General features: G+C 69.4%; 22 protein-coding genes and 1 riboswitch. Of the genes, 9 read left to right on the plus strand and 13 right to left on the minus strand.

From position 1 onward, the window contains the following. Window positions 1-2 precede the first annotated feature (2 nt). Window positions 3-1,496 carry a glycerol kinase GlpK gene (glpK, locus tag ABGI63_RS01655; RefSeq protein ID WP_349740723.1) on the plus strand — a complete coding sequence of 498 codons (1,494 nt, stop codon included), beginning with the start codon at window positions 3-5 and terminating at the stop codon, window positions 1,494-1,496. 15 nt (window positions 1,497-1,511) lie between these two features. Here the strand turns inward: glpK and ABGI63_RS01660 are convergent, their stop codons facing one another. From ABGI63_RS01660 to ABGI63_RS01680, 5 genes are all read right to left on the minus strand, one after another. Then, on the minus strand, window positions 1,512-3,086 hold the full coding sequence (locus ABGI63_RS01660) for an esterase/lipase family protein (protein WP_349740724.1): 1,575 nt from the start codon (window positions 3,084-3,086) through the stop codon (window positions 1,512-1,514). 126 nt (window positions 3,087-3,212) lie between these two features. Beyond that, window positions 3,213-5,987 carry a TonB-dependent receptor plug domain-containing protein gene (locus tag ABGI63_RS01665; RefSeq protein ID WP_349740725.1) on the minus strand — a complete coding sequence of 925 codons (2,775 nt, stop codon included), beginning with the start codon at window positions 5,985-5,987 and terminating at the stop codon, window positions 3,213-3,215. 220 nt (window positions 5,988-6,207) lie between these two features. Beyond that, window positions 6,208-6,789: a TMEM165/GDT1 family protein gene (locus ABGI63_RS01670; protein ID WP_349740726.1), complete on the minus strand. Its 582-nt coding sequence runs from the start codon at window positions 6,787-6,789 to the stop codon at window positions 6,208-6,210. Between the two features lie 12 nt (window positions 6,790-6,801). Continuing rightward, window positions 6,802-6,978, minus strand: a riboswitch (yybP-ykoY riboswitch). Window positions 6,979-7,005: 27 nt separating this feature from the next. Next, on the minus strand, window positions 7,006-8,472 hold the full coding sequence (locus tag ABGI63_RS01675) for a M16 family metallopeptidase (protein ID WP_349740727.1): 1,467 nt from the start codon (window positions 8,470-8,472) through the stop codon (window positions 7,006-7,008). Continuing rightward, window positions 8,469-9,806: a M16 family metallopeptidase gene (locus tag ABGI63_RS01680; RefSeq protein WP_349740728.1), complete on the minus strand. Its 1,338-nt coding sequence runs from the start codon at window positions 9,804-9,806 to the stop codon at window positions 8,469-8,471. Before ABGI63_RS01680 ends, ABGI63_RS01675 begins: the two co-directional genes overlap by 4 nt. 89 nt (window positions 9,807-9,895) lie before the next feature. Between ABGI63_RS01680 and ABGI63_RS01685 the strand changes: the two genes are divergently transcribed. Beyond that, window positions 9,896-10,285: a VOC family protein gene (locus tag ABGI63_RS01685; protein WP_349740729.1), complete on the plus strand. Its 390-nt coding sequence runs from the start codon at window positions 9,896-9,898 to the stop codon at window positions 10,283-10,285. A 7-nt stretch (window positions 10,286-10,292) separates the two neighbouring features. Here the strand turns inward: ABGI63_RS01685 and ABGI63_RS01690 are convergent, their stop codons facing one another. The 4 genes from ABGI63_RS01690 to ABGI63_RS01705 form a co-directional block, all read right to left on the minus strand. After that, entirely contained in the window at window positions 10,293-10,955 is a 663-nt protein-coding gene (locus ABGI63_RS01690; protein WP_349740730.1) for a PEP-CTERM sorting domain-containing protein, read from the minus strand. Window positions 10,956-10,989: 34 nt separating this feature from the next. Continuing rightward, window positions 10,990-13,176: a phosphocholine-specific phospholipase C gene (locus tag ABGI63_RS01695; RefSeq protein ID WP_349740731.1), complete on the minus strand. Its 2,187-nt coding sequence runs from the start codon at window positions 13,174-13,176 to the stop codon at window positions 10,990-10,992. Window positions 13,177-13,305: 129 nt separating this feature from the next. Continuing rightward, entirely contained in the window at window positions 13,306-14,598 is a 1,293-nt protein-coding gene (locus ABGI63_RS01700) for an NAD(P)/FAD-dependent oxidoreductase (protein ID WP_349740732.1), read from the minus strand. 33 nt (window positions 14,599-14,631) lie between these two features. After that, window positions 14,632-15,114: a GNAT family N-acetyltransferase gene (locus ABGI63_RS01705; protein ID WP_262971897.1), complete on the minus strand. Its 483-nt coding sequence runs from the start codon at window positions 15,112-15,114 to the stop codon at window positions 14,632-14,634. A gap of 199 nt (window positions 15,115-15,313) precedes the next feature. Here ABGI63_RS01705 and ABGI63_RS01710 point away from each other — a divergent pair, with 199 nt between their 5' ends. Continuing rightward, window positions 15,314-15,787, plus strand: a complete 474-nt coding sequence (locus ABGI63_RS01710) for a DUF1203 domain-containing protein (protein WP_349740733.1) — start codon at window positions 15,314-15,316, stop codon at window positions 15,785-15,787. A 3-nt stretch (window positions 15,788-15,790) separates the two neighbouring features. Here ABGI63_RS01710 and ABGI63_RS01715 read toward each other — a convergent pair whose 3' ends face one another. After that, a complete protein-coding gene (locus ABGI63_RS01715) occupies window positions 15,791-16,279 on the minus strand; it encodes a GNAT family N-acetyltransferase (RefSeq protein WP_349740734.1) in 489 nt (162 codons plus the stop codon). Next, on the minus strand, window positions 16,279-17,124 hold the full coding sequence (locus ABGI63_RS01720; protein WP_349740735.1) for a 2OG-Fe(II) oxygenase: 846 nt from the start codon (window positions 17,122-17,124) through the stop codon (window positions 16,279-16,281). The genes ABGI63_RS01715 and ABGI63_RS01720 overlap by 1 nt, the downstream gene beginning before the upstream one ends. Before the next feature lie 69 nt (window positions 17,125-17,193). Here ABGI63_RS01720 and ABGI63_RS01725 point away from each other — a divergent pair, with 69 nt between their 5' ends. From ABGI63_RS01725 to ABGI63_RS01735, 3 genes are all read left to right on the plus strand, one after another. Beyond that, on the plus strand, window positions 17,194-17,874 hold the full coding sequence (locus ABGI63_RS01725; protein ID WP_349740736.1) for a helix-turn-helix transcriptional regulator: 681 nt from the start codon (window positions 17,194-17,196) through the stop codon (window positions 17,872-17,874). Window positions 17,875-17,966: 92 nt separating this feature from the next. Continuing rightward, window positions 17,967-18,986, plus strand: a complete 1,020-nt coding sequence (locus ABGI63_RS01730) for a cupin-like domain-containing protein (protein WP_349740737.1) — start codon at window positions 17,967-17,969, stop codon at window positions 18,984-18,986. A gap of 14 nt (window positions 18,987-19,000) precedes the next feature. After that, the gene (locus tag ABGI63_RS01735; RefSeq protein ID WP_349740738.1) at window positions 19,001-19,528 is read left to right on the plus strand and encodes a lipocalin family protein; all 528 of its coding nucleotides are present in this window, start codon (window positions 19,001-19,003) and stop codon (window positions 19,526-19,528) included. A 12-nt stretch (window positions 19,529-19,540) separates the two neighbouring features. Here ABGI63_RS01735 and ABGI63_RS01740 read toward each other — a convergent pair whose 3' ends face one another. Together ABGI63_RS01740 and ABGI63_RS01745 are read right to left on the minus strand one after the other, a co-directional pair. Then, window positions 19,541-20,608, minus strand: a complete 1,068-nt coding sequence (locus tag ABGI63_RS01740) for an acyltransferase family protein (RefSeq protein ID WP_349740739.1) — start codon at window positions 20,606-20,608, stop codon at window positions 19,541-19,543. A 64-nt stretch (window positions 20,609-20,672) separates the two neighbouring features. After that, window positions 20,673-21,335 (minus strand): MerR family transcriptional regulator, encoded by a 663-nt coding sequence (locus ABGI63_RS01745; RefSeq protein ID WP_349740740.1) that lies wholly within the window; start codon window positions 21,333-21,335, stop codon window positions 20,673-20,675. 103 nt (window positions 21,336-21,438) lie between these two features. Between ABGI63_RS01745 and ABGI63_RS01750 the strand changes: the two genes are divergently transcribed. Genes ABGI63_RS01750 through ABGI63_RS01760 form a run of 3 tightly spaced genes read left to right on the plus strand, consistent with a single transcriptional unit; the run spans window position 21,439 to window position 24,306 of the window. Next, a complete protein-coding gene (locus ABGI63_RS01750; RefSeq protein WP_349740741.1) occupies window positions 21,439-21,624 on the plus strand; it encodes a DUF2256 domain-containing protein in 186 nt (61 codons plus the stop codon). Next, a complete protein-coding gene (locus ABGI63_RS01755) occupies window positions 21,617-23,152 on the plus strand; it encodes a cryptochrome/photolyase family protein (RefSeq protein WP_349740742.1) in 1,536 nt (511 codons plus the stop codon). Before ABGI63_RS01750 ends, ABGI63_RS01755 begins: the two co-directional genes overlap by 8 nt. Then, window positions 23,149-24,306, plus strand: coding sequence for an FAD-binding domain-containing protein (locus tag ABGI63_RS01760; RefSeq protein WP_349740743.1), 1,158 nt, complete (start codon window positions 23,149-23,151; stop codon window positions 24,304-24,306). Before ABGI63_RS01755 ends, ABGI63_RS01760 begins: the two co-directional genes overlap by 4 nt. The last annotated feature ends 2 nt before the right edge of the window (window positions 24,307-24,308 follow it).

Consider the following 24,308-nt stretch of genomic DNA (forward strand, 5'->3'; position numbering starts at 1 on the left):
CCATGACCTATCTGCTCGCCCTGGACCAGGGCACCTCCAGCTCCCGCTCCATCGTCTTCGACGCCGAGGGCCATATCGTCGCGATGGCGCAGCGCGAGTTCCGCCAGATCTATCCGCAGCCCGGCTGGGTCGAACACGACGCGCAGGAGATCTGGCACAGCCAGCTGGCCACCGCCCGCGAGGTGTTGGCCAAGGCGGGCCTGAAAGCCGCCGACATCAAGGCCCTGGGCATCACCAACCAGCGCGAGACCACCGTGGTCTGGAACCGCAAGACCGGGCAGCCGATCTATCACGCCATCGTCTGGCAGGACCGCCGCGCCGAGCCGACCTGCGCCGCGCTGCGCGAGCAAGGCCTGACCCCCACGGTGCAGCGCAAGACCGGCCTGGTGATCGATGCCTATTTCTCCGGCACCAAGCTGAAATGGATCCTCGACAACGTGGCCGGCGCGCGCGAACAGGCCGCGCGTGGCGAGCTGGCCTTCGGCACGATAGACAGCTGGCTGGTCTGGCAGCTGACCGACGGCCGCGTCCATGCGACCGATGTCAGCAATGCGGCCCGCACCATGCTGTTCAATGTGCACAAGAACGAGTGGGACGATGAGCTGCTGGCCCTGCTCGACATCCCGCGCGCGGTGCTGCCCGAGGTCCACCCCTCGGCCTTCGAGTTCGGCCGCGTCAGCACCGCCCATCTGGGCGCCGAGATCATGATCGGCGGCATCGCCGGCGACCAGCAGAGCGCGCTGTTCGGTCAGGCCTGCTTCAAGGCCGGCATGGCCAAGAACACCTATGGCACCGGCTGCTTCATGCTGATGCACACCGGCGCACAGTTCCAGACCTCGGGCAACGGCCTGATCACCACCAGCGCCGCGCAGGCGAGCACGACGCCGGAGTTCGCGCTGGAAGGCAGCGTCTTCATCGGCGGCGCGGTCGTGCAGTGGCTGCGCGACGGGCTGCAGGCGATCAAGGGCAGCGGCGAGGTGCAGGGCCTGGCCGAGAGCGTGCCCGATGCCGGCGGCGTGATGTTCGTGCCGGCCTTCACCGGCCTGGGTGCGCCCTACTGGAACGCCGAGGCGCGCGGCGCCATCGTCGGGCTGACACGCGGCTCGACGGTGGCCCATATCGCCCGCGCGGCGCTGGAGAGCATCGCCTTCCAGAGCGCAGCCCTGCTGCTGGCGATGAGCCGCGATGCGGTGGCCGCCGGCGGCGCGCCGGTCTCGGAGCTGCGCGTCGATGGCGGCGCTTGCGTCAACAATCTCTTGATGCAGTTCCAGGCCGATCTGCTGGGCATCCCGGTGGTGCGGCCCAAGGTCATCGAAACCACGGCGCTGGGCGCGGCCTATCTGGCCGGCCTGTCCTCGGGCCTGTACAGCAACCTGGATGCGCTGAGCGGCAACTGGCAGGCCGAGCGCCGATTCCTGCCCACGATGCCGCGCGAGCGCGCGGCCGAGCTGATGGCGAACTGGGAACGGGCGGTCCGACAGGCCTGCGCGAGCTGAGGGACAGCCCTAGCCTCAGGTATTCCACGCCGACACGATCAGCAGCACCTTGCCCGAGATGCCGGGCTTGTTGCTGCCGGCCGGCAGTTCCACCTCGATGCGGATGCCGCCGCCCTTGACCGCCTCATAGGTCAGGGCCTGGGTCGCCACGCCGATGCGCTGGCTCTCCCAGCTGTGCAGGATGCGCCAGTCGCCGCCCGCGCTGATCGGCGGCTCCAGCGAGATCAGCAGGCTGTCGCGAAACAGGTGGCTGCCCTCGAAATGCTGGTCGGGCCAGAAGCGCTTGTTGACCTGGTAATCGGGCACGCGCACGCCGACGTCCATCGCATAGGCCAGCGTGCGGTCATGGCTGCTGATCTTGGCGCGGTTGGCCAGGAAGACGCTGGACAGATAGACCATATGGCCGCCGCTGGCCTGTTGCTGGCTCAGCTGCTGGTGGGTGCGGCAGGCGGGCGAGTCCTCCTCGGTGGTCCGGCGGCTCAGGAACCAGCGCTTGCCGCGTGGCCGCGCCATCAGCTCGAACTGGTAGAGCGCCTGCACATCGGCCTCGGCCTCGATCTTCTGCGGCAGCCGCACTTCGTCCACCTGCATCCAGATGTCGACCCGCACATCGCCGAACAGAAAGCGCGACAGGTTCTGGTAGGCCTCCTCGCTGTTGACGATGCCGTAGTAGCCCGAGTGGGCGCGGTAGCAATAGGCGGTGGCGCAGGTCTTGGTGACGTTGAGCTGCTTGTCGACGCCCCAGACCGAGGCATTCTCGACCTTGACCAGGCCGTCGCTGCCATTGCCGGCAAAGGCGCGCGAGATGCCCATGCCGGCCTCGTAATCATTGCGGTTGGTGCCCACCATGCAGAAGACGCGCTCGATCGGAAACGCCTCCTGCGGCAGGAAGTCGACCCGCTGGTGCTTTTTGTAGACCGCCTGCATATTCAGGTAGCCGGCCATGCGCTCGTGATTGAAGTTGTTGATGTCGTTGAAGGACAGCCAGCCAGGCACCTTCAGGCCGGCCAGCTGGATGCCGTTGTGCGGGGTCGCATAGGTGAAGATCTTGTCGACCGCATGGCGCGCCTCGTCGCTGCCCAGCGCCGGGTTCTGGATGAAGCCGCGCACCACCAGGCCGCCCATCGAGTGCGCGACCAGATAGCAGCGGAAGTCCTGGGCCGCGATGCCCTCCTGCGCCACCACCAGCTCGCGCACCCGCAGGATCAGCTCGGACAGGCCGCGCGAGTAGTCCTCGATATCGCGCGGCTTGCCGTCGCCGAACAGGCTGGAGCCGCTGTCGTAGTAGCGGTAGATGATGACCGAGCGTGCCGGCAGGCCGGTGTGGCCGGCGCGCGGCTGCCAGTCGGGGTCGGTGATGCCCAGGCCGTTCTCGTAGACATCGCCATAGCCGAACTCCGCCGCCAGCCGCAGCAGCGGCGACTCGAAGACAAACTTCTTCGGCGGGTCGCGCTTGTCGGTGCTGGCGCGGTAGACGGTGGAGCCGAGATTGAAGCCGCAGAAGGGATCGGTCGCCGTCTCGTCGCGCTCGCCCTCGGTCATCGCGTAACCGCGGACATAGATGATGGGGAAGAAGGGTGCTTCTTGCATGGCGCTTGTCTCCGCAGGTCTTGGGGCCTGCCGCGCTTATAGCCCGCGCGCACCGCAGCGGGCAATCCTGAGAAGCAAAAACCCGCCAGGGCGAGCCGTGGCGGGTTGCTGGGGTGAGCGCAGTGCTTACTTGAACTGGTAGGTGGCCGTGCCGTACCAGAAGCGTCCGCGCGGGTCGGCGAAGGATCCGGCAAAGCCGGCCGCATGCGAGCCATAGCTCGATGAGGCGGTGAACGGCGCCGCGTCATCCAGCAGATTGCGCGCACCGACACGCAGGGTCAGGTTCTTGAAGCCCTTGTAGGTCACGGCCAGGTTCCAGCGCGAGGTGTCCTTGACCTTGTAGGCCGGCAGATCCAGCACGCCGGGAATGCCCAGGTTGACCGTCACCTGATCGGCGGACTCGGTCCAGCCATTGGTGAACACATGCTCGAGCGACACGCTCAGGTCGCCACGGCTCCAGTCGGCGCCGAAGGTGTGCTGCCAGGCCGGCACCGGCGCAATGCCACCGGTGGCCTGGCCGACATAGTCGATCATGGGCTCATCCTTGCCGCTCTGCGTCTTGTACTTCAGCACATAAGTGCCGCTGTAGCTGAGGCCGACCCGGGTGCCGCCGTCGTAGCTGAAGCCGCCACGCATATCGAGATCGATGCCCGAGGTCTTGAGCTTGCCCAGATTCTCGACCGGCGTCTCGATATAGGACAGCAGGCCGTCCGGCGAGCGCCTCACGCGGTTGATGTACTTGCGGTACAGCGCCTCGTCGCCCATCAGCGTGTCGCCAGTGATCACACCGATCGTGTCACGCTTCTCGATATTCCAGTAGTCCAGCGCGATGGTGAAATCGCGCGAGGGTTCGAAGACCGCGCCGAAGCTGAACTGCCGGCTCTTCTCGGGCTTGAGATTCGGGTCGCTGGACAGCTGCACATTGAACTGGGTCAGGCAGCGCGGGTTGTTCTCCTGGCCCACCGGGCAGTCCCAGTCCTGCTGTGCGTCGGCCGTGTTGGTGTTGGCCACCGGGCTGTTGACGTCCCACAGCGTCGGCGCGCGGAAGCCGGTGCCCACGCTGCCGCGCAGCAGCAGCTGCTTGCTGGGCTGGTAGCGCAGGCGTGCCATCGGGTTGAAGCTGCTGCCGAAATCGCTGTAGCGGTCATAGCGGGCCGCCAGCGTCGCCTCCAGCTCCTTGCTGAAGGGCAGTGCCAGCTCGCCGAACACCGCATAGATATTGCGGCTGGCCACCGTGGTGGGCACCGAGCCCTCGCCGCCCACATGCAGGCCGGCCGAGTAGTTGGCATTGGTCGGGCGGTCCTCGGCTTTCTCCTTGCGCAGATCCACGCCCAGCGCCAGCGCCATTGCGCCGCCGCCCATCTGGCCGAGCTCGCGGCTGATCTTGGCGTCATAGGCGAAGGTCGTGCCCTTGGAGCGGCGCACCTCGCCGCGCAGCGAGGCCCCGTTCAGCAGCGCCAGACCGGCGGCATCGTTGGGACCAAAGGGGTTGATATTGCCGCTGGCCAGGGCCGCCAGATACGGTGCCTGCAGCAGGTAGCCGTCATAGACCAGCTTGCCGCGCGCCTGCGACAGGTTCAGGCCCATGTCGTAGTCCCAGCCGCCGAACTGGCCGTTGGCACCGACGACAAAGCGGTACTGCGAGTTGGTGTTGTCGCTGATGCGGTTGCCCATGTCCAGCGAGCGGGTCACGATCTCGGCGAAGCCGTTGCCGTCAGGATCCCAGTCGGCCGCGGTGTAGCCGAGGCCGGTCAGCAGCGCCGTCGGGAAATAGCGGCTGGTGACGGGCATAGCGAAGGGCGGGTAGGTGCCGTCCGGATTGACCTTGGCCGCGCCGGAATCTAGCGGCGTCGGCGCGACGCGGCCGACGGTGGCGTTGCGGGCGATCGAGCCCTCGACGAACAGCTGGTGCCCGCCACCCAGCGCGAAGGTGCCGCGCCCGTAGACATCGGTCTTCTCGCTATCCGGCAGGTTGTCCAGCATCGCCGCGTAGATGGCGCGGCAGTAGCGGGCGGTATTGCCGCTCGGCGTCGGGCCGGTGTTCGAGACCACGGTGTTGGCCGGGTCGCAGGCCGAGAACGCGGCACCGGCGCCGGTGTACTGACCCGGGGTGACCAGCTGGTCGCCGTCGTTGATGAAGATGGCGCCCGGGAATCCACGGAAGGAGGTCGGCGGCCGAGAGCCCGGCACCTCAGTGACATGGCGCAGATAGAGGCCCTGGTCGATGGCCTTGACGCGCTCCTGGTCCTTGAAGTTGGCGGTCAGCAGGACGTTGTAGCCATCCTTGCCCAGATCGCCCATGCCAAAAGCCAGCGACGCGGTCTTCTCGCTGCCGCCAATGCTCTTCTCCGGCGCGCCGTAGCGCAGGGTCAGCTCGCCCTTGCTGTAGTCCTTGCGGGTGATGAAGTTGATCACACCGCCGACCGCATCGGTGCCATAGACGGCCGAGGCGCCGTCGCGCAGAACCTCGATGCGCTCGATCGCGGCAAAGGGAATGCTGTTCAGGTCCACCGCCGCCGAGCCGCCGATCGAGCCGAAGGGATGGCCGGCCAGGCGGCGACCGTTCAGCAGGATCAGCGTCGAGTTGGCGCCCAGGCCGCGCATATTCGCGTTGCTGGTGGCATAGCCCACGCCCTGGGTGCCGTCCGACAGCATGGCCGAGCTGGCCGAGACGCGGCGCAGGATGTCTTCGACATTGCTGGCACCGCTCTTCTCGATCTGCTCGCGCGAGATCACCGTCACCGGCAGCGCGGTTTCCGATTCCAGGCGCTTGATCGACGAGCCCGTGACAGTGACGCGGTCCAGCGACTGCTGCTGGGCCTGGGCCTGCGGCACATAAATCAGCGCAGCGCCGCCAAAGGCAAGCGCCAGGGCTTTGCAAAGCCTTGAGGGTTTCAGCATGGGGACCTCTCCAAAGAAATGAACAAGGGGTTTTGGTTCAAAGCCCGACAGCCGGACGGGTAGGCCCGGCCTCGGGTGGGTGTGAAGTTCGCGCTGCGGATTTTTCGCCTCGCAGACCGCACCATCGCTGAGGGAAACCCTTGACGTTGCGACCCCGCATCGACAGGCACCCGGGCCAGACCAATAGCACTTGCCAATCTCTTAAGGTTGCATTAAGGCCTCACAGACCGAAGCGGGCCCCCGCCCCCGACAGCGTCGCCACCCCGATCACCGCGAAGATCAGCGCCGCGATGCCATGCACCAGGCGCACCGGGATGCGGCCGGCGATGCGGTCGCCCAGCAGCACGGCCGGCACATTGGCGATCATCATGCCCAGCGTCGTGCCCGCGACCACGGCCACAAAGGCCTGGAACTGCGCGGCCAGCGCGACGGTGGCGATCTGGGTCTTGTCGCCCATCTCGGCCAGGAAGAAGGCCACGATGGTGGTGCCCAGCACGCCGAGTTTCAGGCCCTTGCCGCCCTCCTCCTCTTCGTCGATCTTGTCGGGGATCAGGGTCCAGATGGCCATCGCCAGAAAGCCCAGGCCCAGGCCCCAGCGCAGCATCTGCGGGCTCAGCTGGGTGGTGATCCAGGCGCCCAGCGCACCGGCGCCGGCATGGTTGACGGCCGTGGCGATCAGGATGCCCAGGCAGATCGGCAGCGGCTTTCGAAAGCGCGCGGCCAGCAAAAAGGCCAAGAGCTGGGTCTTGTCCCCGATTTCGGCGAGGGCCACGATGCCGGTCGAGACGAGAAAGGCTTCCATTGCGAGAACACTCCACGGCCTGCAAGTGCAGCATTGACCATGCCGCCTCCGGCCGTTACCGAGGGTGCATGGTCAAAGGTCTTGCCAGGTGTGGGCACTGCCCGCGCCATGGTTCTCACGAACCAAGTGTGTTGACGCGGGCCTGCAGCGGGATGGTGGCTACAGCGGCTACTCCCCAATGACAGCAGCTATTCTAGCCGCTGTCATTGGGGGGCCTCAGCGCCCGGCCGGTCGCCGCAGTGACGGATTGCCCAGATCGAGCTGCTCGAACGGGATCACCCAGGCGCCCGGGTCGAGCTGGCGCAGCTCGGCGCCGGCCTCCTTCAGATCGCTGACGACCACGGTGCGCAGGCTGTCGGCGCGCCAGTAGCGCGCCGCGAACTCGCGCAGCGGCTCGGCCCGCAGCGCTGCCAGTTGCTGCGGCAGCTGGGCCAGCGTGGCCAGCTCGCGGCCCTGCTGCAGATGCTCGGACACCAGGCCGGCCAGACCGGCGGTGGTCTCGAGCTGGCGCGCATAGGCGCCGATCAGGCTGGCGCGGCGCGTCGCCAGCTCGGCCTCGCCGACCGGCTCTCGGCCCAGGCGAACCAGCTCGGCGGCCATCAGCCGGGCCACCTCGGCGGCCCGGCCGTGCTGGGTCTGGGTATAGGCGCTCAGCGTGCCGGCGCCGGGCAGGCTCTCGACCTGGCTGACCGCGCCGTAGCTGAGGCCGCGCTTGATGCGCACCTCATGGCTCAAGCGCGCCGAGTAGCCCTGGCCCAGCACCGCATTGGCCAGCATGCCGATGCGCTGGCCGGCCGCATCCTCGCTACCGGGATAAGGCGCCAGCAGCTGCACCGCGCTCTGGCCGGCCCCGCTCAGATCCAGCAGCACGGTCCGCACCGGCAGCGGCTGAGCGCGCAGCGGCTGCAGCGCCGGGCCGGCCGGGCGCAGGCTGCGCCAATCGCCGAAGTGCGACTCGGCCAGCGCACGCGCCTGGCCCCAATCGAGGTCGCCGGCCAGTATCAGTGTGGTGGATTCCGGCCGCAGCTGCTGGCGCTGAAAGGCCAGCAGATCCTCGCGACGCAGCCGTGCCAGGCTGGCCGGCGTCGCGATCTGGCCGGCCGGGCTGTCGCCCCAGAACAGGCGCTGGCCCAGCAGCTGGGCCAGCAGGGCCGGGTCGGACAGGCTGAGCCGGAAGCTGGCAATCAGCTCGGCGCGGGCCCGTTCGATCTCGGCCGGCGGCAGCGTGGCCCGCTGTAGGAGATCGGCCAGCAGGGCCAGCCCCTCGTCCAGCTGCGGTGTCGCCAGGGTCAGCCCCAGGCTCCCCGAGGCGCTGCCGTCACCGATCTCGAGGCTGGCGCCCAGGCTTTCGGCGGCGAAGGCGATGTCGGCCGCATCGACCGCCTGGCCCTCGCGCCGCGCGCCCTTGCTGAGCATCAGCAGGCCCAGCTGCGACAGCCCGGTCTTGCCCGGCGGGTCCAGCAGGCTGCCGGCCTGGCCCAGCAGCAGCTCGACCGTCACCAGCGGCATGCCGCGCCGCTGCGCCAGCACCAGACGCAGGCCGTTGTCCAGGCGCAGCTCCTGCAGCCGGGGCTGGGGCAAAGGCCGCGCCCGACCCGGTGCAGGCATCTGGTCGAAGCGCTGCGCCCACAGCGCTGACGGCGCCGCCGCCAGCAGGCCGGCCAGCAGGTGGCGGCGCCTCATCGCTTGTCTCCGTACAGCACCGAGACCTTGGCGGCCTGCAAGACATGGCGACGCAGCGCCCGCTGCACATCGGCCACGCCGACCGCCTGCAGCTGCGCCAGCTCGCGCTCGGCCAGGCTCGCATCGCCGCGCAGCAGCAAGGCATAGCCCAGGGCCAGCGCACGGCCCTCGGGCGTCTCGCGCTCGAGCAGCAGCTTGTTGAGCAACTGCGCCTTGGCCTTGGCCAACTCCGCGGGCAGCACCGGCTCATGGGCGAGGCGCTCGACCTCGGCCACCAGCTGCTTGAGCAGCAGCTCGCCGCTCAAGGCGCCGGTCGAGACCGCATAGGCGGCCAGGAGGCCGGCATCGGCATTCAGCAGCGCATCGAAGCCCACACTTTGTGCGACCCGCTGCCGGTACACCAGGGCCTCGCTCAGCCGCGCCGAATCCCCCTGGGCCAGCAGGGCCTGGGCCACTTGCAGCGCCGGAGCCAGCTCGCTGGCTGCCTTGGGCCCCTGCCAGATCACCAGGGCCGCCGGCAGCGGCGCACGGGCCGTCAGATGATGAAACTCGTCGCGCGCTCGGCGCGGCTCGGCGCTGGCCGCCTGGGGCACGGGGCTCAGCGCTGCGCGGATGCTGCCGAAGTAGTGGTCGACCCAGCGATCCAGCTGGCTGGCATCGAACTCGCCGGCGACGATCAGCAGCGCGTTGTCCGGCCGGTAGTAGGCCGTGTGGAAGTCGCGCACATCACGCAGCGTCGCGGCGTCGAGCTCGGCGATATTGCCGATCACCGGGCGCTTGTAGGGGTGCTGCTGGTAGCCGTAGCTGGAGATCGCGTTGAACAGCAGGCCATAGGGATCGGCCAGCACGCGCTGGCGGAACTCCTCCTTGACGACCTCGCGCTCGCTGTCGAAATTGGCCTGGTCCAGGTTCAGATTGGCCATGCGCTCGGCCTCGGCCCAGAGCACCGGTTCCAGATGGTTGGACGGCACGGTGCAGTGGTAGACCGTCATGTCCTCGGCGGTGAAGGCATTGTTGCTGCCGCCCACGTCCTCGGTCATGCGGTCGAACTGCTCGTTCGCCATATGCCGCGTGCTCTTGAACATCAGGTGCTCGAACAGATGGGCCAGGCCGGAGCGCCCCGCCGGATCGTGCTTGCTGCCGACCCGGTACCAGAGCTGCACGCTGACGCTGGTGCTGGCCACCGGCAAGGCCAGCACGGTCAGTCCATTGGCCAGCTGCCGGCTCGTGAAGGCCAGCGGCGGCAGTTGCAGACCGGCCGCCAGGCCGGCAAGACCTGTCCCCGCCGCCGCGATCAGCAGGCTGCGTCGGGGGACACCGTGGCGCAAAGTCATGGCGCGCAGCATAAGGGCAATGCTGACAGCGACTGTCAGCAGCGGCGGCGCAAGATGTCGCCACCCATCCACAGCAAGGAGCAAGCCCCATGAACTTCGCCTACACCCTCGTCTATGTCGCCGACGTCGCCGCCTCGCTGGACTTCTACGAGCGCGCCTTTGGCCTGCAGCGCCGCTTCCTGCACGAGTCCGGCGCCTATGGCGAACTCGAGACCGGCGCCACCGCGCTGGCCTTTGTCGACCACGCGACCGCGCGCGACAGCGTCGGCGGCGACTATGTCGCGGCCGACGCCAGCCCCCGCCCGCTGGGCATGGAGATCGGCTTCACCACCACCGATGTGGCAGCGGCCTACGCGCGCGCCCTGGCCGCCGGCGCCACCGGCCTGGCGGCACCGACGGTCAAGCCCTGGGGCCAGACCGTCGCCTATGTGCGCTGCCCGGACGGCTCGCTGGTGGAGCTGTGCACGCCGATGGGCTGATGGCCCCTCAGGCCTTGCGGCGACGCACCGCCACACCCACGGCCACCAGACCCAGGGCCATCAGGCCGTAAGTCGAGGGCTCGGGCACTGGCGCGGCGCTCAGCACAAAGGACAGATTGTCGGCATAGCCGTCGTTGTCGCCGCCGCCCAGGCGCTCCATCGTGAGCCAGAACTGCACGGTGGCGGTCTGGGTCGGCAGCAGGCCGCTGGCCTCGCGGTAGAACAGGCCGGTCTTGTTGCCGCGATCGGCCGCGTAGACGGGGCCGATCTCGGTGCTGCCCAGCGACTTGCCGGACAGGTCCAGAAAGGACACGAAGAGCTTGGCGTTGTCGCCCTGGGCCTGCCAGCCACCGAGCCAGCCGCTGAGCTTGAAGCTGTCGCCGGCACCGGACAACTGCTCCAGGTCCAGCGACTGCCAGGCCACTGCGCGCGCGCCAAGGCCGGTGAACATCTGGGCGCCACGGTCGACCGGGCCCGGCTCGCTGGGCTTGACCCAGTTGTTGCCATAGCTGACCGACTGGATGAAGTCGAAGTCATCGAAGCCGTTCCAGCCGCTGGTGCCCTGTTCGGCACCGCCATTGACGATCAGGTTCTGGTCGTAGACGGCGGCCTGGCTGAGGCCGGCGACGAGGCCCAGCAGGGTGCTCGCGATAAGGTTCTTGATTTTCATGATGGACTCTTGATGTGTTGGAGGTTCAGGGGATTCAGGGGCGGTATTGGTCGAGCAGGGCCGGGCCACCCAGGGCCGGGTCGCTGATCGAGGCCTCGCCGGTCTCGAGATGGCCGGCCAGGCGGCGGCTGAAGCCGGCCAGCTCGCGCACCTTGACCGACAGGTCGTACCAGTGGCGGCTCTCGGCCAGCGGCAGGCGCAGCTCCAGCGAAGCGCCGGCGGCCACCTTGTGCAGCTGCACCGGCTCGTCGCTGTACTTCAGCGCGCGCAGCTCGAAGCTGGCCGCCACCGGGCCGCGGTTGTGCAGGCGCAGCAGCAGTTCGCCATAGACACGGTCGCTGCGGACCTCGATCTCGGGCCGGGGCTTGTTGGCCACGGCGGTCAGCGAGCCGGTGAAATGGCGATGGAAGCCATTCGGGCCCAGCACCCAGAGGTCATAGCTGCCGGTGGCCGGGGTCCAGCGGCCTTCCAGCTGCTTGCCGGCCTCGACCGTGTAGCGGCGCGGCAGCGCGCCCAGCGCCAGGCGGTCGTAGACATGGAAGACCGCACCGGCCTCGCCCTCGTTCTCGAAGCGCAGCAGCAGGCTGGTGCCGTCCTGGCGAGCCTGCACCTGCAGCTCGTAAGGCAGGGCGCGGGCCGGGCGCACGCCATCCTCCTGCACCGGTGCGACCAGGCTCTGCGGCGTGGCCGGGGTCTTGGTGGCGGGCAGCGCGCGGGCGCGCGCGCGCAGTGCGGCGGTCTCGGGCAGCAGATGGATGAAGGGCTGGTCCTCCGGATTGCGGAAGTCGAAGCAGCTCTGCAGATCGCCGCTGACCGCGCGGCGCCAGGGGCTGATCAGCGGCTCCTGCACGCCGAAGCGCGCCTCGATGAAGCGGATCACCGAGCTGTGGTCCGAGACCTGGGAGTTGACCCAGCCGCCCTTGCTCCAGGGCGAGATCACATACATCGGCACGCGCGGGCCCAGGCCGTAAGGGCGGTGGTGATAGAGCGCGTTCGAGCCGTTCAGGTGATGGTGGTACTCGCCCACGGTATCCACCGTCGAGGCGCCGGCCAGGCGGGCGCGGCTAGCGTCGGCGTCATAGAGCTCGTAGGACGGCGCGGACGGCGGCGGCATATGGTCGAAGAAGCCGTCGTTCTCGTCGAAGTTGATCAGGAACACGGTCTTGCTCCAGACCTCCGGATTGGCCGTCAGCGCGTCCAGCACGCGGGCCGTGTAGTCCGCGCCCGAGGCCGGGCTGGACGGGCCGGGGTGCTCCGAGCCTTCGGCGGTGGCGACGATCCAGCTGACCTGGGGCAGCTTGTCGGCCAGCACGTCGGCCTTGAGCTTGTCGAGGTCGCGCGTGCTGACGCCGCGCTCGCGCAGCACCTGCGAGTAGCCGGGACGCTGGTACCAGGCGTTGCGGAAGGGGCGGAAGCCGGCCAGCGGGTTGTCGGTGAAGTTGTCCGCCATGTTCTGGTAGACCTGCCAGCTGATGCCCGCGTCCTGCAGGCGCTCGACATAGGTGATCCAGGTGTAGTCGGTGGCGGGATTGGTGTTGAAGCTGTCGCGGCTGTTGTCGGTCGACGGGCCGCCGGCCACGGCCAGCGGGTCGTTGTGGCCGGTCCACAGGAACAGGCGGTTGGTGTTGGTGCCGGTCTGGGTGGCGCAGTGGTAGTGGTCGCACAGCGTGAAGGCCTCGGCCAGCGCGAACTGGAAGGGCAGGTCCGCACGGGCATAGTGGCCCATCGAATGGTTCTGCTTGGCCTTGGGCCAGTTGTTCATGCGGCCCAGGTCCCAGGCGGCCTGCGAATCGGGCCAGCTGTGCGGCGTGCCGGCCACGCGCATCACCGAGAAGTCCTGCTCGGTGTTCAGGTGGAAGGGCGCGATCGCGGTGCGGCCACCGCCCCACTCCGGACGGCCCGGCACCGGCGCGCCACTGCCGATGGGCTGGACGAACACGCTCTTGCGCGTGAAGGTGCCCGGGCGGTCCAGCACCGGCACCGGGAAGGGGTCGCTGAAACCGCGCACGCCGGCCAGCGTGCCGAAGTAGTGGTCGAAGCTGCGGTTCTCCTGGGTCAGGATCACGATGTGCTCGACATCGTTGAGCGTGCCGCTGCGGTGGTTGGCGGGGATGGCCAGCGCACGCTGGATGGCGGGCGGGAAACTGGCCAGGGCGGCCGAGGCACCGGCGCCGGCGGCGAGGCTGCGCAGAAAGCTGCGGCGATCTTGCTGGGACTTCATGATGGGAAGACTCCTGTGGGACGGCGGTCCCGTTCTGGTTGTCGAACGGGACGCAATCTAGGAGCTCTTTATGAAGCTCAACAAAATCTCAATAGGCCGAACGGACCCGTTCGGCCGGCCGCTGTGCGGCTAGTGGCCGGGCTCTGCGGTCGGCGCCGGTTCGGCCACCACGCGCGCATAGCGCTGGAAGCTCCAATAGGCCCAGGCCCAGTCCATCAGCACGACCAGGCGGTTGCGGAAGCCGATCAGGAAGTAGATGTGGACAAACAGCCAGAACAGCCAGGCGAAGTAGCCGCTGAACTGGAAGCGCCCGACATCGGCCACCGCCGCCTTGCGACCTATCGTGGCCAGCGCGCCGTAGTCCTGATAGCGGAACGGGGCCAGGTCTTGCCGGCCGGCGATGGCCGCCATGATCTGGCGGGCCGCATGGCGACCCATCTGCTTGGCGCCCGGGCTGACGCCGGGCACCGGCTTCGTGCGGCCATCCTTCTCATGGCTTTGCGCGGCGGCCAGGTCGCCGACGACAAAGATCTCGCGGTGGCCGGGGATGTTGAGCGCGCCATCGACGATGACGCGGCCGGCGCGGTCCAGCGGCACATCCAGGGTCTTGCCCAGCGGTGAGGCCGCCACGCCGGCGGCCCAGACCACGGTGCGCGCCGCGATGCGCCGCCGCTCGCCGCCCTGCTCGACCTCGATGCCCGCCGCGTCGATGCCGACCACGCGGGCGCCGGTCTGCACCTGCACGCCCAGGCCCTCCAGCTGGGCCTGGGCCTTGGCCGAGAGCTCGGGCCTGAAGGCCTGCAGCACCCGCTCCGAGCCCTCGACCAGCAACACCTGGGCACTGGCCGGGTCGATGCGGCGGAACTCGTTCTTCAGCGTGTGGCGGGCGATCTCGGCCAGCGTGCCGGCCATCTCGACCCCGGTCGGGCCGGCGCCGATCACGATGAAGTTCAGCCAGGGCCGGCGCTGCGCCTCGTCCTGCAAGGTCTCGGCCTGCTCGAAGGCCAGCAGCACCTTGGCGCGCAGCTTGAAGGCATCGGCCAGGGTCTTCAGCCCCGGCGCGTGGGCGGCCCATTCATCGCGGCCGAAATAGCTGTGGGTGGCGCCGCTGGCGACGATCAGATGGTCGTAGGGCAGGCGCTGGCCATCGGCCAGCGCCACCCGCCGCGCGGCCTTGTCAACACCTGACACCTCGGCCATCAGCACGGTGACATTGCGCTGGCGCCGCAGCATATGGCGGATCGGCGCCGCGATCGAGGGCGCCGACAGACCGGCGGTGGCCACCTGGTAGAGCAGGGGCTGGAACAGATGGTGATTGCTGCGATCGATCAGCGTGATGTCGACCGGCGCATGGGCCAGCGTGCGTGCGGCCTCCAGGCCGCCAAAGCCACAACCGATGATCAGAACCCGAGGCCTTTGCATTCATGCTCCCGCAGTGTTTCGGGGCATTGTGGATCAGGCGCCGAGCAGCTTCTCCATATAGACGCTGAAGGGGTCGGCACGGTAGCCGCCGAAAGGGCCGCAGCGCCGATAGCCCATGCGCTCATAGAGCCGTATCGCCGGACGCTGGCGCACGCCGGTCTCCAGCCGCAGCAAGGGCCGGCCCGCACACACGGCCTCCACCTCCAGCGCCGCAATCAGCGCGCCGCCCAGGCCCTGCCCGCGCGCCTCGGGGCGCACCATCATGCGCTTGAGCTCGGCGCAGTCCTCGCGCAGCACGATGGCCCCGCAGCCCTGCACCCGTGCCTGTGCATCGCGCACCACCAGAAAGCGCACCTCCGGCGCCAGCAAGGCCTCGATATCAAGCAGATGGTTGCTGGCGGCCGGGTAGAGCTGGCTCTGGAAGGTGTCCAGCGCATGGATCAGCGCCAGCACCTCAGGCTGATCGGGGCGCTCGCGCGCCAGGCTGGGTTCGAGAGCAAGGGCAGAACTGTTCACGGTGTACGGCTCGGGTGAACAAGGAGAGGACAACATGGGCACGATGCCGGCAGCGGCCGGTAGTCAACAAAGCGGTTGGGATGTGCCGTTGTACGCAAGTGGCGTGCCAGCGCGCCGAATTCCAGGTCCGCTTCCGGCCAGCCAGGCCGGCACGGCGGGCCTAGGCTGCAGACCTTCTCAACCCTTGGACCGCTGCACCATGACGACCCATTACCGCATCACCGGCCTGTCGCCCGAGCCCTTCCGCCCGCTGTTCGGCCTGAGCGACGCCGAACTCGCCGAGCGCCATATCGTGCGCCGCCGCGTCGAGGCCGGCCAGACCTTGCCCGACCGCATCGAGCTGCGCCCGGCCCGGCCCGGCGAAAGCTGCCTGCTGCTGAACCATGTGCATCTGGACGTCGACAGCCCTTACCGCGCCAGCCACGCGATCTTTGTGCGCGAGGGTGCCGAAGCCGCCTTCGAGGCGGTGGACAAGCTGCCCGAGATGCTGCGCTACAGCCTGCTGTCGCTGCGCGCTTTCGACGCGCAGGGGCTGATCGTCGATGCCGGCGTCGTCGAGGGCCGCATGGCCGAGAGCCTGATCGGCCACCTGCTGGGCCAGCCCCGCACGGCCTTCATCCATGCCCACTACGCCGGCCATGGCTGCTATGTGGCGCGCATCGAGCGCGCCTGATCGTCAGACGCTGTGAAAGCGCTGGACGATGCCCGTCCAGCGTCCCTGCTCCAGCCGGTGTTCGCTGAAGTGGCCGTGGCTGCGGGCCGCGATCACGCGGCGCCAGAAGGCCTGGGCGGGCAGATTGGCCGGCATCTGGCCGACCTCCCAGTCGCCCGGCAGCGCCTCGAACACATGGGCGGCCAGCGCCGCACCGACCCCGGCGCGGCGGTACTTCTTCAGCACGAAGAACTGGTCCATCCACCAGCCCTCGGGCCCGATCTTGACGCGCCGGTCCACCGTCGCGAAGCCGGCGTAGCGACCAGCCACCGTCGCGATGAAGGCATGGCAGGTGGGCGAGCGCCAGAAGCTCTCCAGGTCGTAGCCGAATTCGCCGTTGGCATCGAGGTCCTGGTCCCAGATATCGGACAGCTCGTACTGGTAGAGCTCCAGCATGCGGGCCAGCGCCGGGCGGTCACCCGTCTCGCAGCGGCGCAGCGCGAGCGCGGCCATCAGACATAGGGCCGCTCGCGCAGCCATTTGGTGGCGATGTACTTGACACCGGCCAGCACCGGCACGCCGGCGTGCAGCGTGACCGGGTCTTCGACACCGCGCGCATCGACATCGGCAAAGTACAGCGCCGCGCCGCGCGAGGGCCGCACCTCGAAGCCCAGCTGCGGGAAGCGGGTGCCGCCGCCGGCCTCGACCTCGCCCAGGTAGAGGATGCAGGTGCCGACCCGCTGGCCGCCCTGCTGCAGATGGCGCTGGCTGCCGGCATGGGCCGGGTTGAAGAAATCATGGTGGGCGCGGTACTCGCCGCCCGGCCCGTAGCGCAGCACCTGCAGGCCCTCGCCGTGATCCACCGGCCAGCGCAGCAGCGCGGCCAGCCGCGCCTCGATGGTGGCGACCAGCGGCGTCTCGCCGCGCTGGAACCAGGCCCCGGCGCTGCTGCGGTGCTCGTGCGCCCGCGCCTCGCCGAGCTGCTCGTCGACCACGGTGGAGCGCGCCAGCCGGGTCTCGGCCAGCGCGATCATCGCCGCGCACTCGGCCTCGCTGAGCAGGTTCTCGAACAGCGCGATCTGCGGCGCATCCAGCACCGCCGCGACGCGCACGCGCTGGCCGGCGCAGTCAATGCGATTGGCCTGCAGCTCGGGCGCGGGCCGCTTGCGCAAGGCCTGACCCTGCGTCGCCGGCAGCGCCGGCGCGCCGGCGATGAGCTCGTCCAGCGCCCGCTCGGCCACGGCCGGGGCAAAACCGCCCTGCACCAGCAGCGGCAGCATGGTGTCGCGGCGGCAGCCGCGCGCGACGTTCTCGCGCAGCCAGGCTTGCCAGTCGGGGGTCAGCTGTTGAATCGACATGGGCGGATGTTACTGACAGCACGGCGTCAGCAGTGTGAAGCGAGCATCGGAAGCCGCCACAATGGAGGGATGCGCCGTGCCGACCGCCTGTTCCAGATTGTCCAGCTCATTCGTGGGCGCCGCCTCTCCACCGCCGAGTTCCTGGCCCAGCGCCTGGAGGTGTCGGTGCGCACCGTCTACCGCGATGTGGCCGCGCTGCAGCAGCAGGGCGTGCCTATCGAGGGCGAGGCCGGCGTCGGCTACCGCATGCGGGCCGGCTTCGACCTGCCGCCGCTGATGTTCACCAAGGACGAGGCCCAGGCCCTGGTGGCCGTGGTGCGGCTGGCGCGGCCGGCACTGGACGCCGGTCTGATCGCGCCGGCCGAAAGCGCGCTGTCCAAGATCCTGGCCGTGCTGTCGCCGGCGGCGCGGGCGGCGGCCGAGAGCCTGGCGGTCTATGCACCGCACAGCGGCATGGACGAAGGCCTGAGCCAGCGCCTGATGCGGCTGCGTGAAGCCACCGAGAGCCGCCACAAGCTGCGCCTGCAGTATCTGGACCTCGGCGGCGCCAGTACCGAGCGGGTGGTGCGCCCGCTGGCCTGCTTCTTCTGGGGCCCGGTCTGGACCGTCGCGGCCTGGTGCGAAAAGCGCAGCGACTTCCGCAGCTTCCGGGTCGACCGGATACAAGACCTGACCCTGCTGGACGAACGCTTCCGCGACGAGCCGGGCAAGACCCTGGCCGACCTGGAGCGGGCGCAGGCCGGGGGCTGAGCGCAGCCCGGCGGGGTCGTCACCACAGCTTCGTCAGGCTGTCATCAACGCTGGCCACACTGCGGACCGATAGCGCAAGTCTGCCCGAGCACATGCAAGTTGACACACGGTCTGTGGCCGACGGCACGGCCTGGACCGAATGGATAGCCACCAATCTGCTGCGCGGCTGCAGCGTCGACTCGATGCTGCAGGGCATGGTGGATGCGGGCCTGCCCGCCGATCCGGCACTGGCCGCCATCCAGCGGGTCGCCCAGGACCCGATCTTCGCGGCGGCCGCGCGCGGCCAGCGCCAGCATCGCAAGCTGCTGTCGGTGGTCGGCAATATGCAGTCGGTCTGGGCCTCGGACCCAGGCTATGCGGAGATCCCGCGGGTCGGCCGGATGGACGCGGCCGACTTCCTCGCCCGCCATGTGCACGCCTTCCGGCCCGCCCTGCTGACCGAGCCTGCGCGCCACTGGCCGGCGCTGCAGAACTGGCGCTGGGAGCGGCTCGCCGCCCGCTTCGGCGAGCACACGATCGAGGTCCAGGACGGCCGCAACGACGACCCTCGCTTCGAGGAGAACAGCGTCGCGCACAAGCGCCCGATGCGCTTCGGCGAGTTTCTTGCCTATGTCGAACAGACAGCCTGGGACAACAACGCCTACATCACGGCCAACAACGGCTTGCTGCGCCAGGCCGCTTTTGCCGGGCTGCTGGACGATGTCGGCGAACTCCCGCCCCTGGCGGACCGGGCCCGGCTCGCCGCCGCCGCCCATCTCTGGATAGGACCGGCCGGCACCAAGACACCGCTGCATCACGACACCTGCATGCTGTTCCACACCCAGATCATCGGCAGCAAGCGCTGGCGTCTGGTGTCGCCGCTGGAATGGGCGCGCATGTACAACCACAGCCATGTGTTCAGCCCGGTCGACCTGGACGCACCGGACCACGGCCGCTATCCGGATGTCGCCGCCGCGCGCGTGCTGGATGTGGTGGTGCGCCCCGGTGAAACCCTGTTCCTGCCACTGGGTTGGTGGCACCAGGTCAGTGCGCTGGAACCCAGCGTCTCGATCAGCTACACGGGACTGACGATACCGAACAGCTTCGAGTACGCCGATCCGGCCGCCGCATGAGCTAGGCTCCCGCCATGCTCAAAACCCTGCTGATCACCGCCACGCTGCTGACCTGCAGCGTCGCCAATGCGGCCGATGCCCCGCTGCCCACGGTGGCCGACGTCGACCTCGCGCGCTACGCCGGCGCCTGGTACGAGATCGCACTGCTGCCCAATCGCTTCCAGCGCCAATGCGTGGCCGACACCCAGGCCCGCTACCGACCCGACGGCGAACGCGTCGAGGTGATCAACCGCTGCCGCACGGCCAGCGGCGAGATCGAGGACGTCAAGGGCCATGCCAAGGTGGTGGACGGCAGCGGCAATGCCAGGCTGAGCGTCACCTTCTTCTGGCCGTTCTACGGCGACTACTGGGTGCTGGATCTGGACGAGAACTACCGCCAGGTGCTGGTCGGCACACCCAACCGCAAGCACGCCTGGGTGCTGTCGCGCGAGCCGCAGATGGACGAGGCCCAGCTGCAGCGCCTGCTCGACAAGGCGGCCTCGCTGGGCTTTGACAAGAGCGCCTTCCAGCGCACGCCGCAGACCCGGCCGCTGGCGCGCTGAGGCCAGCGGGGCTCAGGCCTGCTGGGTGCGCGCCCAAGCCAGGCGCAGCCGCCCGGCCGGCGCCTCGATCCAGCGATAGAAAGGCAGCGCGGCCAGATTGCTCAGCGCCCAGGCGGCCGCCATCGCGGCGACGCCGGCCCAGGGGTGCTCGGGGTCCTTGTGCTCGAACAGCGCATTGACCAGCAGGCAGATCGGGAAGTGCACCAGGAACAGCGCATAAGAGTGCGTGCCCAGATGAGCGAGCGCCGCCGCCGCCCGGCCGCGCAGCAGCCGCAGGCCGCGCTGGTGGCGCTGCTGCAGCCAGGCCAGCAGCAGCGCGGTGGCCAGCGCCAGCGCCAGGCGCTCGCGGAACTCGTAGACCAGGGCCCCGCCGGCCAGCGCTGTCAACACAACGAGGCCCAGCCTGCGATGGCGGCTCAAGCCCAGCCAGTGCACCAGCGCGCCCAGGCCATAGGCACCGAAGAAGTACGGCGCCCAGACGTCTTGACTGGCATCCAGATTGAAGACCCAGAGCGAGGCCGCGCTCAGCAGCAGCACCAGGGCCGGGCCCAGCCAGCGCGCCGCCGCGCTGCCGCGCACCAGCCACAGCAGGGCCAGCAGCAGCGCGAACAGCTGCAGATCGATGGCCACATACCAGGCACCCACCGTCAGCGCCTCATAGCCCAGCACATCGTGCAGCAAGAGCCCGTGGGCCAGCAGCTGCGGTGCGCTGACCGCGGCCGGCACCAGCTCGGGCAGCAGCGGCTCGACCAGGGCCGAGCAGGCCAGCGTCAGCAGCACGGCCGCCATAAACGGCAGCGCCAGGCGCAGATAGCGGCGCCACAGCAGGCTCAGCGGCGCACCTTCCAAGGGTCGGCCGGCCGGTGCCAGGCCGCGCGCCGTCAGAAAGCCGCCGACCACCAGAAACACCTGCACCGCCATGCGACCATAGTCATACAGCCAGGCGATCAGGGCCGGCCACAGCGACTGCACGGTCTCGGCGACGGGCCCGTAGGCGGCCAGGTGATGCAGCACGATCAGCTGCGCGGCCACCGCCTTCAAGGCATCGAGGTGCAGCAGGCGGGAGGAGACAGCGGACATGGGGACGTTCATGAAAAAACGCCCGCCCCGGTGTCGGGCGGGCGCTGTCTTGTTCTGGGAGGGCTCAGTCGCGGAGCGCGGCCGGCGGCGGCGCGCAAGCCCCGGATTGTAAGGCGGGGCCCAGCAACAGGCCTTCGTGGATGGCCACCCGCTCCAGCGCCGTCTCGAAGCTGGCGCGCGCCTGGCCCGCGACCTGCTGCAGATAGGCGTGCAGCTCGGCATCGGCCGGGCTGCGCTGGCGGCAGTCGGCACTGTAGGCCTCGAACTGCGCCAGCCGGATCAGGATCTCGGCCAGATGCTGTGGGCATTCGCAGGCAATCGTCGAGGACAGCCCCGCCACGTCGCCGAGCACCGCATCGTCGAAGCGACGTGGCGGCGCCGTGTCGGTCGGCAGGTCCAGCGGAAGATCCAGTGTCAGAACAGGCAGGCGCAGCGGCTCGGCCACGGTGCTGGCATGGGTGCGGGCCACGGCCTGCAGCCCGTCCATATCGAGCGCGGCGAGCGCACCGATGGCATGACCCAGCGTGGTCAGCTGTTTCAGCAGGGCCAGGCGCCGCACATCGGCGGCGCTGTAGAGCCGGTGGCCGGCCGCGCTGGTGGCCGCACCGCTGACCCGGTAGCGCCGCTCCCAGACGCGCAGCGTCGCCACCGGCATCCGCAGCATGCGGGCCACGGCAGCGCTGCGGTAGTGGCGCTGCGCGACGGCTTCTGCAACGGACTCGGACATGAGGGCCTTCACTGACTCGAAATTGAATCGGATTATCAGAGCCCACGCGCCGAGAATTGCGCGCCGTCGGGGTCGGCGAGGCCGATCTGCCTAAGCTCGGCCCATGCGCGTCAAATCCTCCTCGCCCTCGTCAGCCGACTTCAAGGGCAATAAGCAAAACCTGCCCAGCAAGCCCTGCCAGGCCTGCGGCCGATCGATGAGCTGGCGCAAGCGCTGGGCCAGGGTCTGGGACGAGGTGCGCTACTGCTCCGACGCCTGCCGCAGCGCCAGGACGGGCCGCCATGGCTGAGGGCCTGCGCGATCTGGTGCTGGTGCTGGGCGATCAGCTCGATCTGCAAGCCGCCGCCTTCGATGACTTCGATCCGGCCCACGACGCGGTCTGGATGGCCGAGGAGTCCACCCATGTCTGGTCGGGCAAGCCGCGCATCGCGCTGTTTCTGGCCGCGATGCGGCATTTCGCCGCCGCGCTGCGCGCCGCCGGAAGGCCGCTGCACTACCGGCGGCTCGACGATGCGGGCAATCTCGGCACGCTGGCGGCCGAGCTGGGCGCCAGCCTTGCCGAGTTGCGCCCGCAGCGCCTGTTGCTGACCGCGCCGGGGGATTGGCGGGTGCTGCAGGCGCTGAAGGCGGTGGCCAGCGAGGCCGGGCTGCCGCTGGTGCTGCGCGAGGACCGGCATTTCTACGCGACGGTGCGCGAGTTCGCGGCCCACGCCAAGGGCCGCAAGCAGCTGCGGCTGGAGTACTACTACCGCGAGCTGCGCGGCCGGCACGGCGTGCTGATGCAGGCCGATGGCCAGCCGGCCGGCGGGCAGTGGAATTTCGATGCCGAGAACCGCGACGCCTTCGGCCCGAATGGCCCCGGCCTGCGAGCGCCGCGCGCCGAGTTCGCGCCCGATGCGATCACCCGCGAGGTCATCGCGCTGGTCAACAGCCGCTTTGCCGATCACCCGGGCTCGCTGGCGCAGTTCGCCTGGCCGGTGACGCGCGCCGATGCGCTGCGGGCGCTGCAGGACTTCATCAGCGAGCGCCTGCCGCTGTTCGGCCGCTACCAGGACGCGCTCTGGCCCGACGAGCCCTGGCTCTACCACTCGCAGCTGGCCGCCGCGCTGAACCTGAAGCTGCTGAACCCGCGCGAGGTGGTCGCCGCGGCCGAGGCGGCCTGGCGCGACGGCCACGCGCCGCTGGCCAGCGTCGAGGGCTTCATCCGCCAGATCCTCGGCTGGCGCGAGTATGTGCGCGGCATCTACTGGACCCAGATGCCCGGCTATCTGGAGCGCAATGCGCTGGACGCCCGCCAGCCCCTGCCCGCCTGCTACTGGAGCGGCGACACCGAGATGGCCTGCCTGCGCGACGCGCTGAAGCAGACCCTGGAACAGGGCTATGCCCACCACATCCAGCGCCTGATGGTCACCGGCCTCTACGCGCTGCTGCTGGGCGTGGACCCGAAGCAGCTGCATGCCTGGTATCTGGCCGTCTATGTCGATGCCGTCGAGTGGGTGGAGCTGCCCAACACCCTGGGCATGAGCCAGTTCGCCGACGGCGGCCTGATGGCCAGCAAGCCCTATATCGCCAGCGGCAAATACCTGCAGCGCATGGGCCCCTACTGTCGAGGCTGCCGCTTCGACCCGGCCGAGCGCGTGGGCGAGCGCGCCTGCCCCTACACCAGCCTGTACTGGGACTTTCTGCTGCGCCACGAGGATTGGTTGATGCGCCAGCCGCGCATGCAGATGCAGCTCAAGAATCTGGCGCGGCTGGACGATGCGCAGCGGCAGGCCATCCGCGCGCACGCCGAGACCTTGCGAGCCGCTGCGGCATGAGCAAGCCCGGCTTCCCGCCCACGCTGGCCGCCGCCCGGGCACGGGTGGCCGCGATCGACCCGCACGAGTACGCGCGCAGCCGCAATGCGCTGGACGGTGCGGTGACGCAGCTCTCGCCCTATATGAGCCATGGCCTGCTGGACCTGCCTGCGGTGATGGCCGCACTGTCCGAACGGCACGGGCCGCTGCACCCGCAGCACAAGCTGGTCTACGAGTTCGGCTGGCGCGAGTATTTCCACCATGTCTGGCAGCGCCGCGGCGAGGCGATCTTCCGCTCCCTGCATGCCGGTCCGCTGCCCGACCGCGCCTATGCCCGCGAGCTGCCGGCCGACATCCGCGAGGCGCGCTGCGGCGTCCCGGTGATCGACCGGGCGGTGCGCCTGCTCTATGCCGAAGGCTATCTGCACAACCATCTGCGCCTGTGGCTGGCCAGCTATATCGTCCATCTGCGCAAGATCCACTGGCGCAGCGGCGCCGACTGGATGTACGGCCACCTGCTGGACGGTGATCTGGCCAGCAACCACCTGAGCTGGCAATGGGTGGCCGGTACCGGCAGCCACAAGCCCTATCTCTTCAATGCCGGCAATGTCGCCCGCCATGCGCCGCCGGACTGGCACAGCCCGGGCACGGTGATCGACACCTCCTACGAGGCCCTCGATGCGATCGCCCGCAGCGCCGAGCCGGTCGGCGCCGAAGCGCTGCAAGCGCCGGGCATCGACACGCCGGCCCTGCACGAGCGGCCGCCCGCCGCCTGGAGCGCGCCCGATGCCCAGGCGGTGGCGGGGCGCGATGTCTGGCTGGTCCACGCCTGGGCCTTGGCCGACCCGCCCCCCGATCTGCCGGACGGCACCGTCAGCGTGGCCGTCTTCGAGGCCGGCCATCTGCATGCGCGCTGGCCCTGGAGCGCGGCACGCTGGACCTTTGTCGGCCAGCGCATGAGCGAGCTGGCCGCGTTGCGCTGGTGGGGCGATGCGGCCACGCTGGCCGGCGCGCTGGCGCAGGCACGCTCGGTGCAGATGGTGGCCGACCCGCATCTCTCGCCCGCCCTGCACGGCCTGGCCCGCTGCCGGCCGAGGCCGCAGCTGTTCGCCCCGGTGGCGCGGCACTGCGATTCGTTCTCGCAGTGGTGGAAGCGGGCCAGCGCGGCGCTCTGACC

Origin of the sequence: Roseateles cavernae (assembly GCF_040187885.1) — a bacterium.
Lineage (GTDB): Bacteria > Pseudomonadota > Gammaproteobacteria > Burkholderiales > Burkholderiaceae_C > Roseateles_E > Roseateles_E cavernae.

Excerpts from the sequence above, each read along its gene's own strand:
- ABGI63_RS01680 (WP_349740728.1), bottom strand. The coding sequence starts at position 9,806 with ATGACTTTGCGCCACGGTGTCCCCCGACGCAGCCTGCTGATCGCGGCG.
- ABGI63_RS01670 (WP_349740726.1), bottom strand. The coding sequence starts at position 6,789 with ATGGAAGCCTTTCTCGTCTCGACCGGCATCGTGGCCCTCGCCGAAATC.
- ABGI63_RS01745 (WP_349740740.1), bottom strand. The coding sequence starts at position 21,335 with ATGTCCGAGTCCGTTGCAGAAGCCGTCGCGCAGCGCCACTACCGCAGC.
- ABGI63_RS01695 (WP_349740731.1), bottom strand. The coding sequence starts at position 13,176 with ATGAAGTCCCAGCAAGATCGCCGCAGCTTTCTGCGCAGCCTCGCCGCC.
- ABGI63_RS01755 (WP_349740742.1), top strand. The coding sequence starts at position 21,617 with ATGGCTGAGGGCCTGCGCGATCTGGTGCTGGTGCTGGGCGATCAGCTC.
- ABGI63_RS01715 (WP_349740734.1), bottom strand. The coding sequence starts at position 16,279 with ATGGCCGCGCTCGCGCTGCGCCGCTGCGAGACGGGTGACCGCCCGGCG.
- ABGI63_RS01740 (WP_349740739.1), bottom strand. The coding sequence starts at position 20,608 with ATGTCCGCTGTCTCCTCCCGCCTGCTGCACCTCGATGCCTTGAAGGCG.
- ABGI63_RS01685 (WP_349740729.1), top strand. The coding sequence starts at position 9,896 with ATGAACTTCGCCTACACCCTCGTCTATGTCGCCGACGTCGCCGCCTCG.
- ABGI63_RS01675 (WP_349740727.1), bottom strand. The coding sequence starts at position 8,472 with ATGAGGCGCCGCCACCTGCTGGCCGGCCTGCTGGCGGCGGCGCCGTCA.
- ABGI63_RS01690 (WP_349740730.1), bottom strand. The coding sequence starts at position 10,955 with ATGAAAATCAAGAACCTTATCGCGAGCACCCTGCTGGGCCTCGTCGCC.
- ABGI63_RS01760 (WP_349740743.1), top strand. The coding sequence starts at position 23,149 with ATGAGCAAGCCCGGCTTCCCGCCCACGCTGGCCGCCGCCCGGGCACGG.
- ABGI63_RS01730 (WP_349740737.1), top strand. The coding sequence starts at position 17,967 with ATGCAAGTTGACACACGGTCTGTGGCCGACGGCACGGCCTGGACCGAA.
- ABGI63_RS01710 (WP_349740733.1), top strand. The coding sequence starts at position 15,314 with ATGACGACCCATTACCGCATCACCGGCCTGTCGCCCGAGCCCTTCCGC.
- glpK (WP_349740723.1), top strand. The coding sequence starts at position 3 with ATGACCTATCTGCTCGCCCTGGACCAGGGCACCTCCAGCTCCCGCTCC.
- ABGI63_RS01660 (WP_349740724.1), bottom strand. The coding sequence starts at position 3,086 with ATGCAAGAAGCACCCTTCTTCCCCATCATCTATGTCCGCGGTTACGCG.
- ABGI63_RS01725 (WP_349740736.1), top strand. The coding sequence starts at position 17,194 with ATGCGCCGTGCCGACCGCCTGTTCCAGATTGTCCAGCTCATTCGTGGG.
- ABGI63_RS01700 (WP_349740732.1), bottom strand. The coding sequence starts at position 14,598 with ATGCAAAGGCCTCGGGTTCTGATCATCGGTTGTGGCTTTGGCGGCCTG.
- ABGI63_RS01665 (WP_349740725.1), bottom strand. The coding sequence starts at position 5,987 with ATGCTGAAACCCTCAAGGCTTTGCAAAGCCCTGGCGCTTGCCTTTGGC.
- ABGI63_RS01720 (WP_349740735.1), bottom strand. The coding sequence starts at position 17,124 with ATGTCGATTCAACAGCTGACCCCCGACTGGCAAGCCTGGCTGCGCGAG.
- ABGI63_RS01750 (WP_349740741.1), top strand. The coding sequence starts at position 21,439 with ATGCGCGTCAAATCCTCCTCGCCCTCGTCAGCCGACTTCAAGGGCAAT.
- ABGI63_RS01735 (WP_349740738.1), top strand. The coding sequence starts at position 19,001 with ATGCTCAAAACCCTGCTGATCACCGCCACGCTGCTGACCTGCAGCGTC.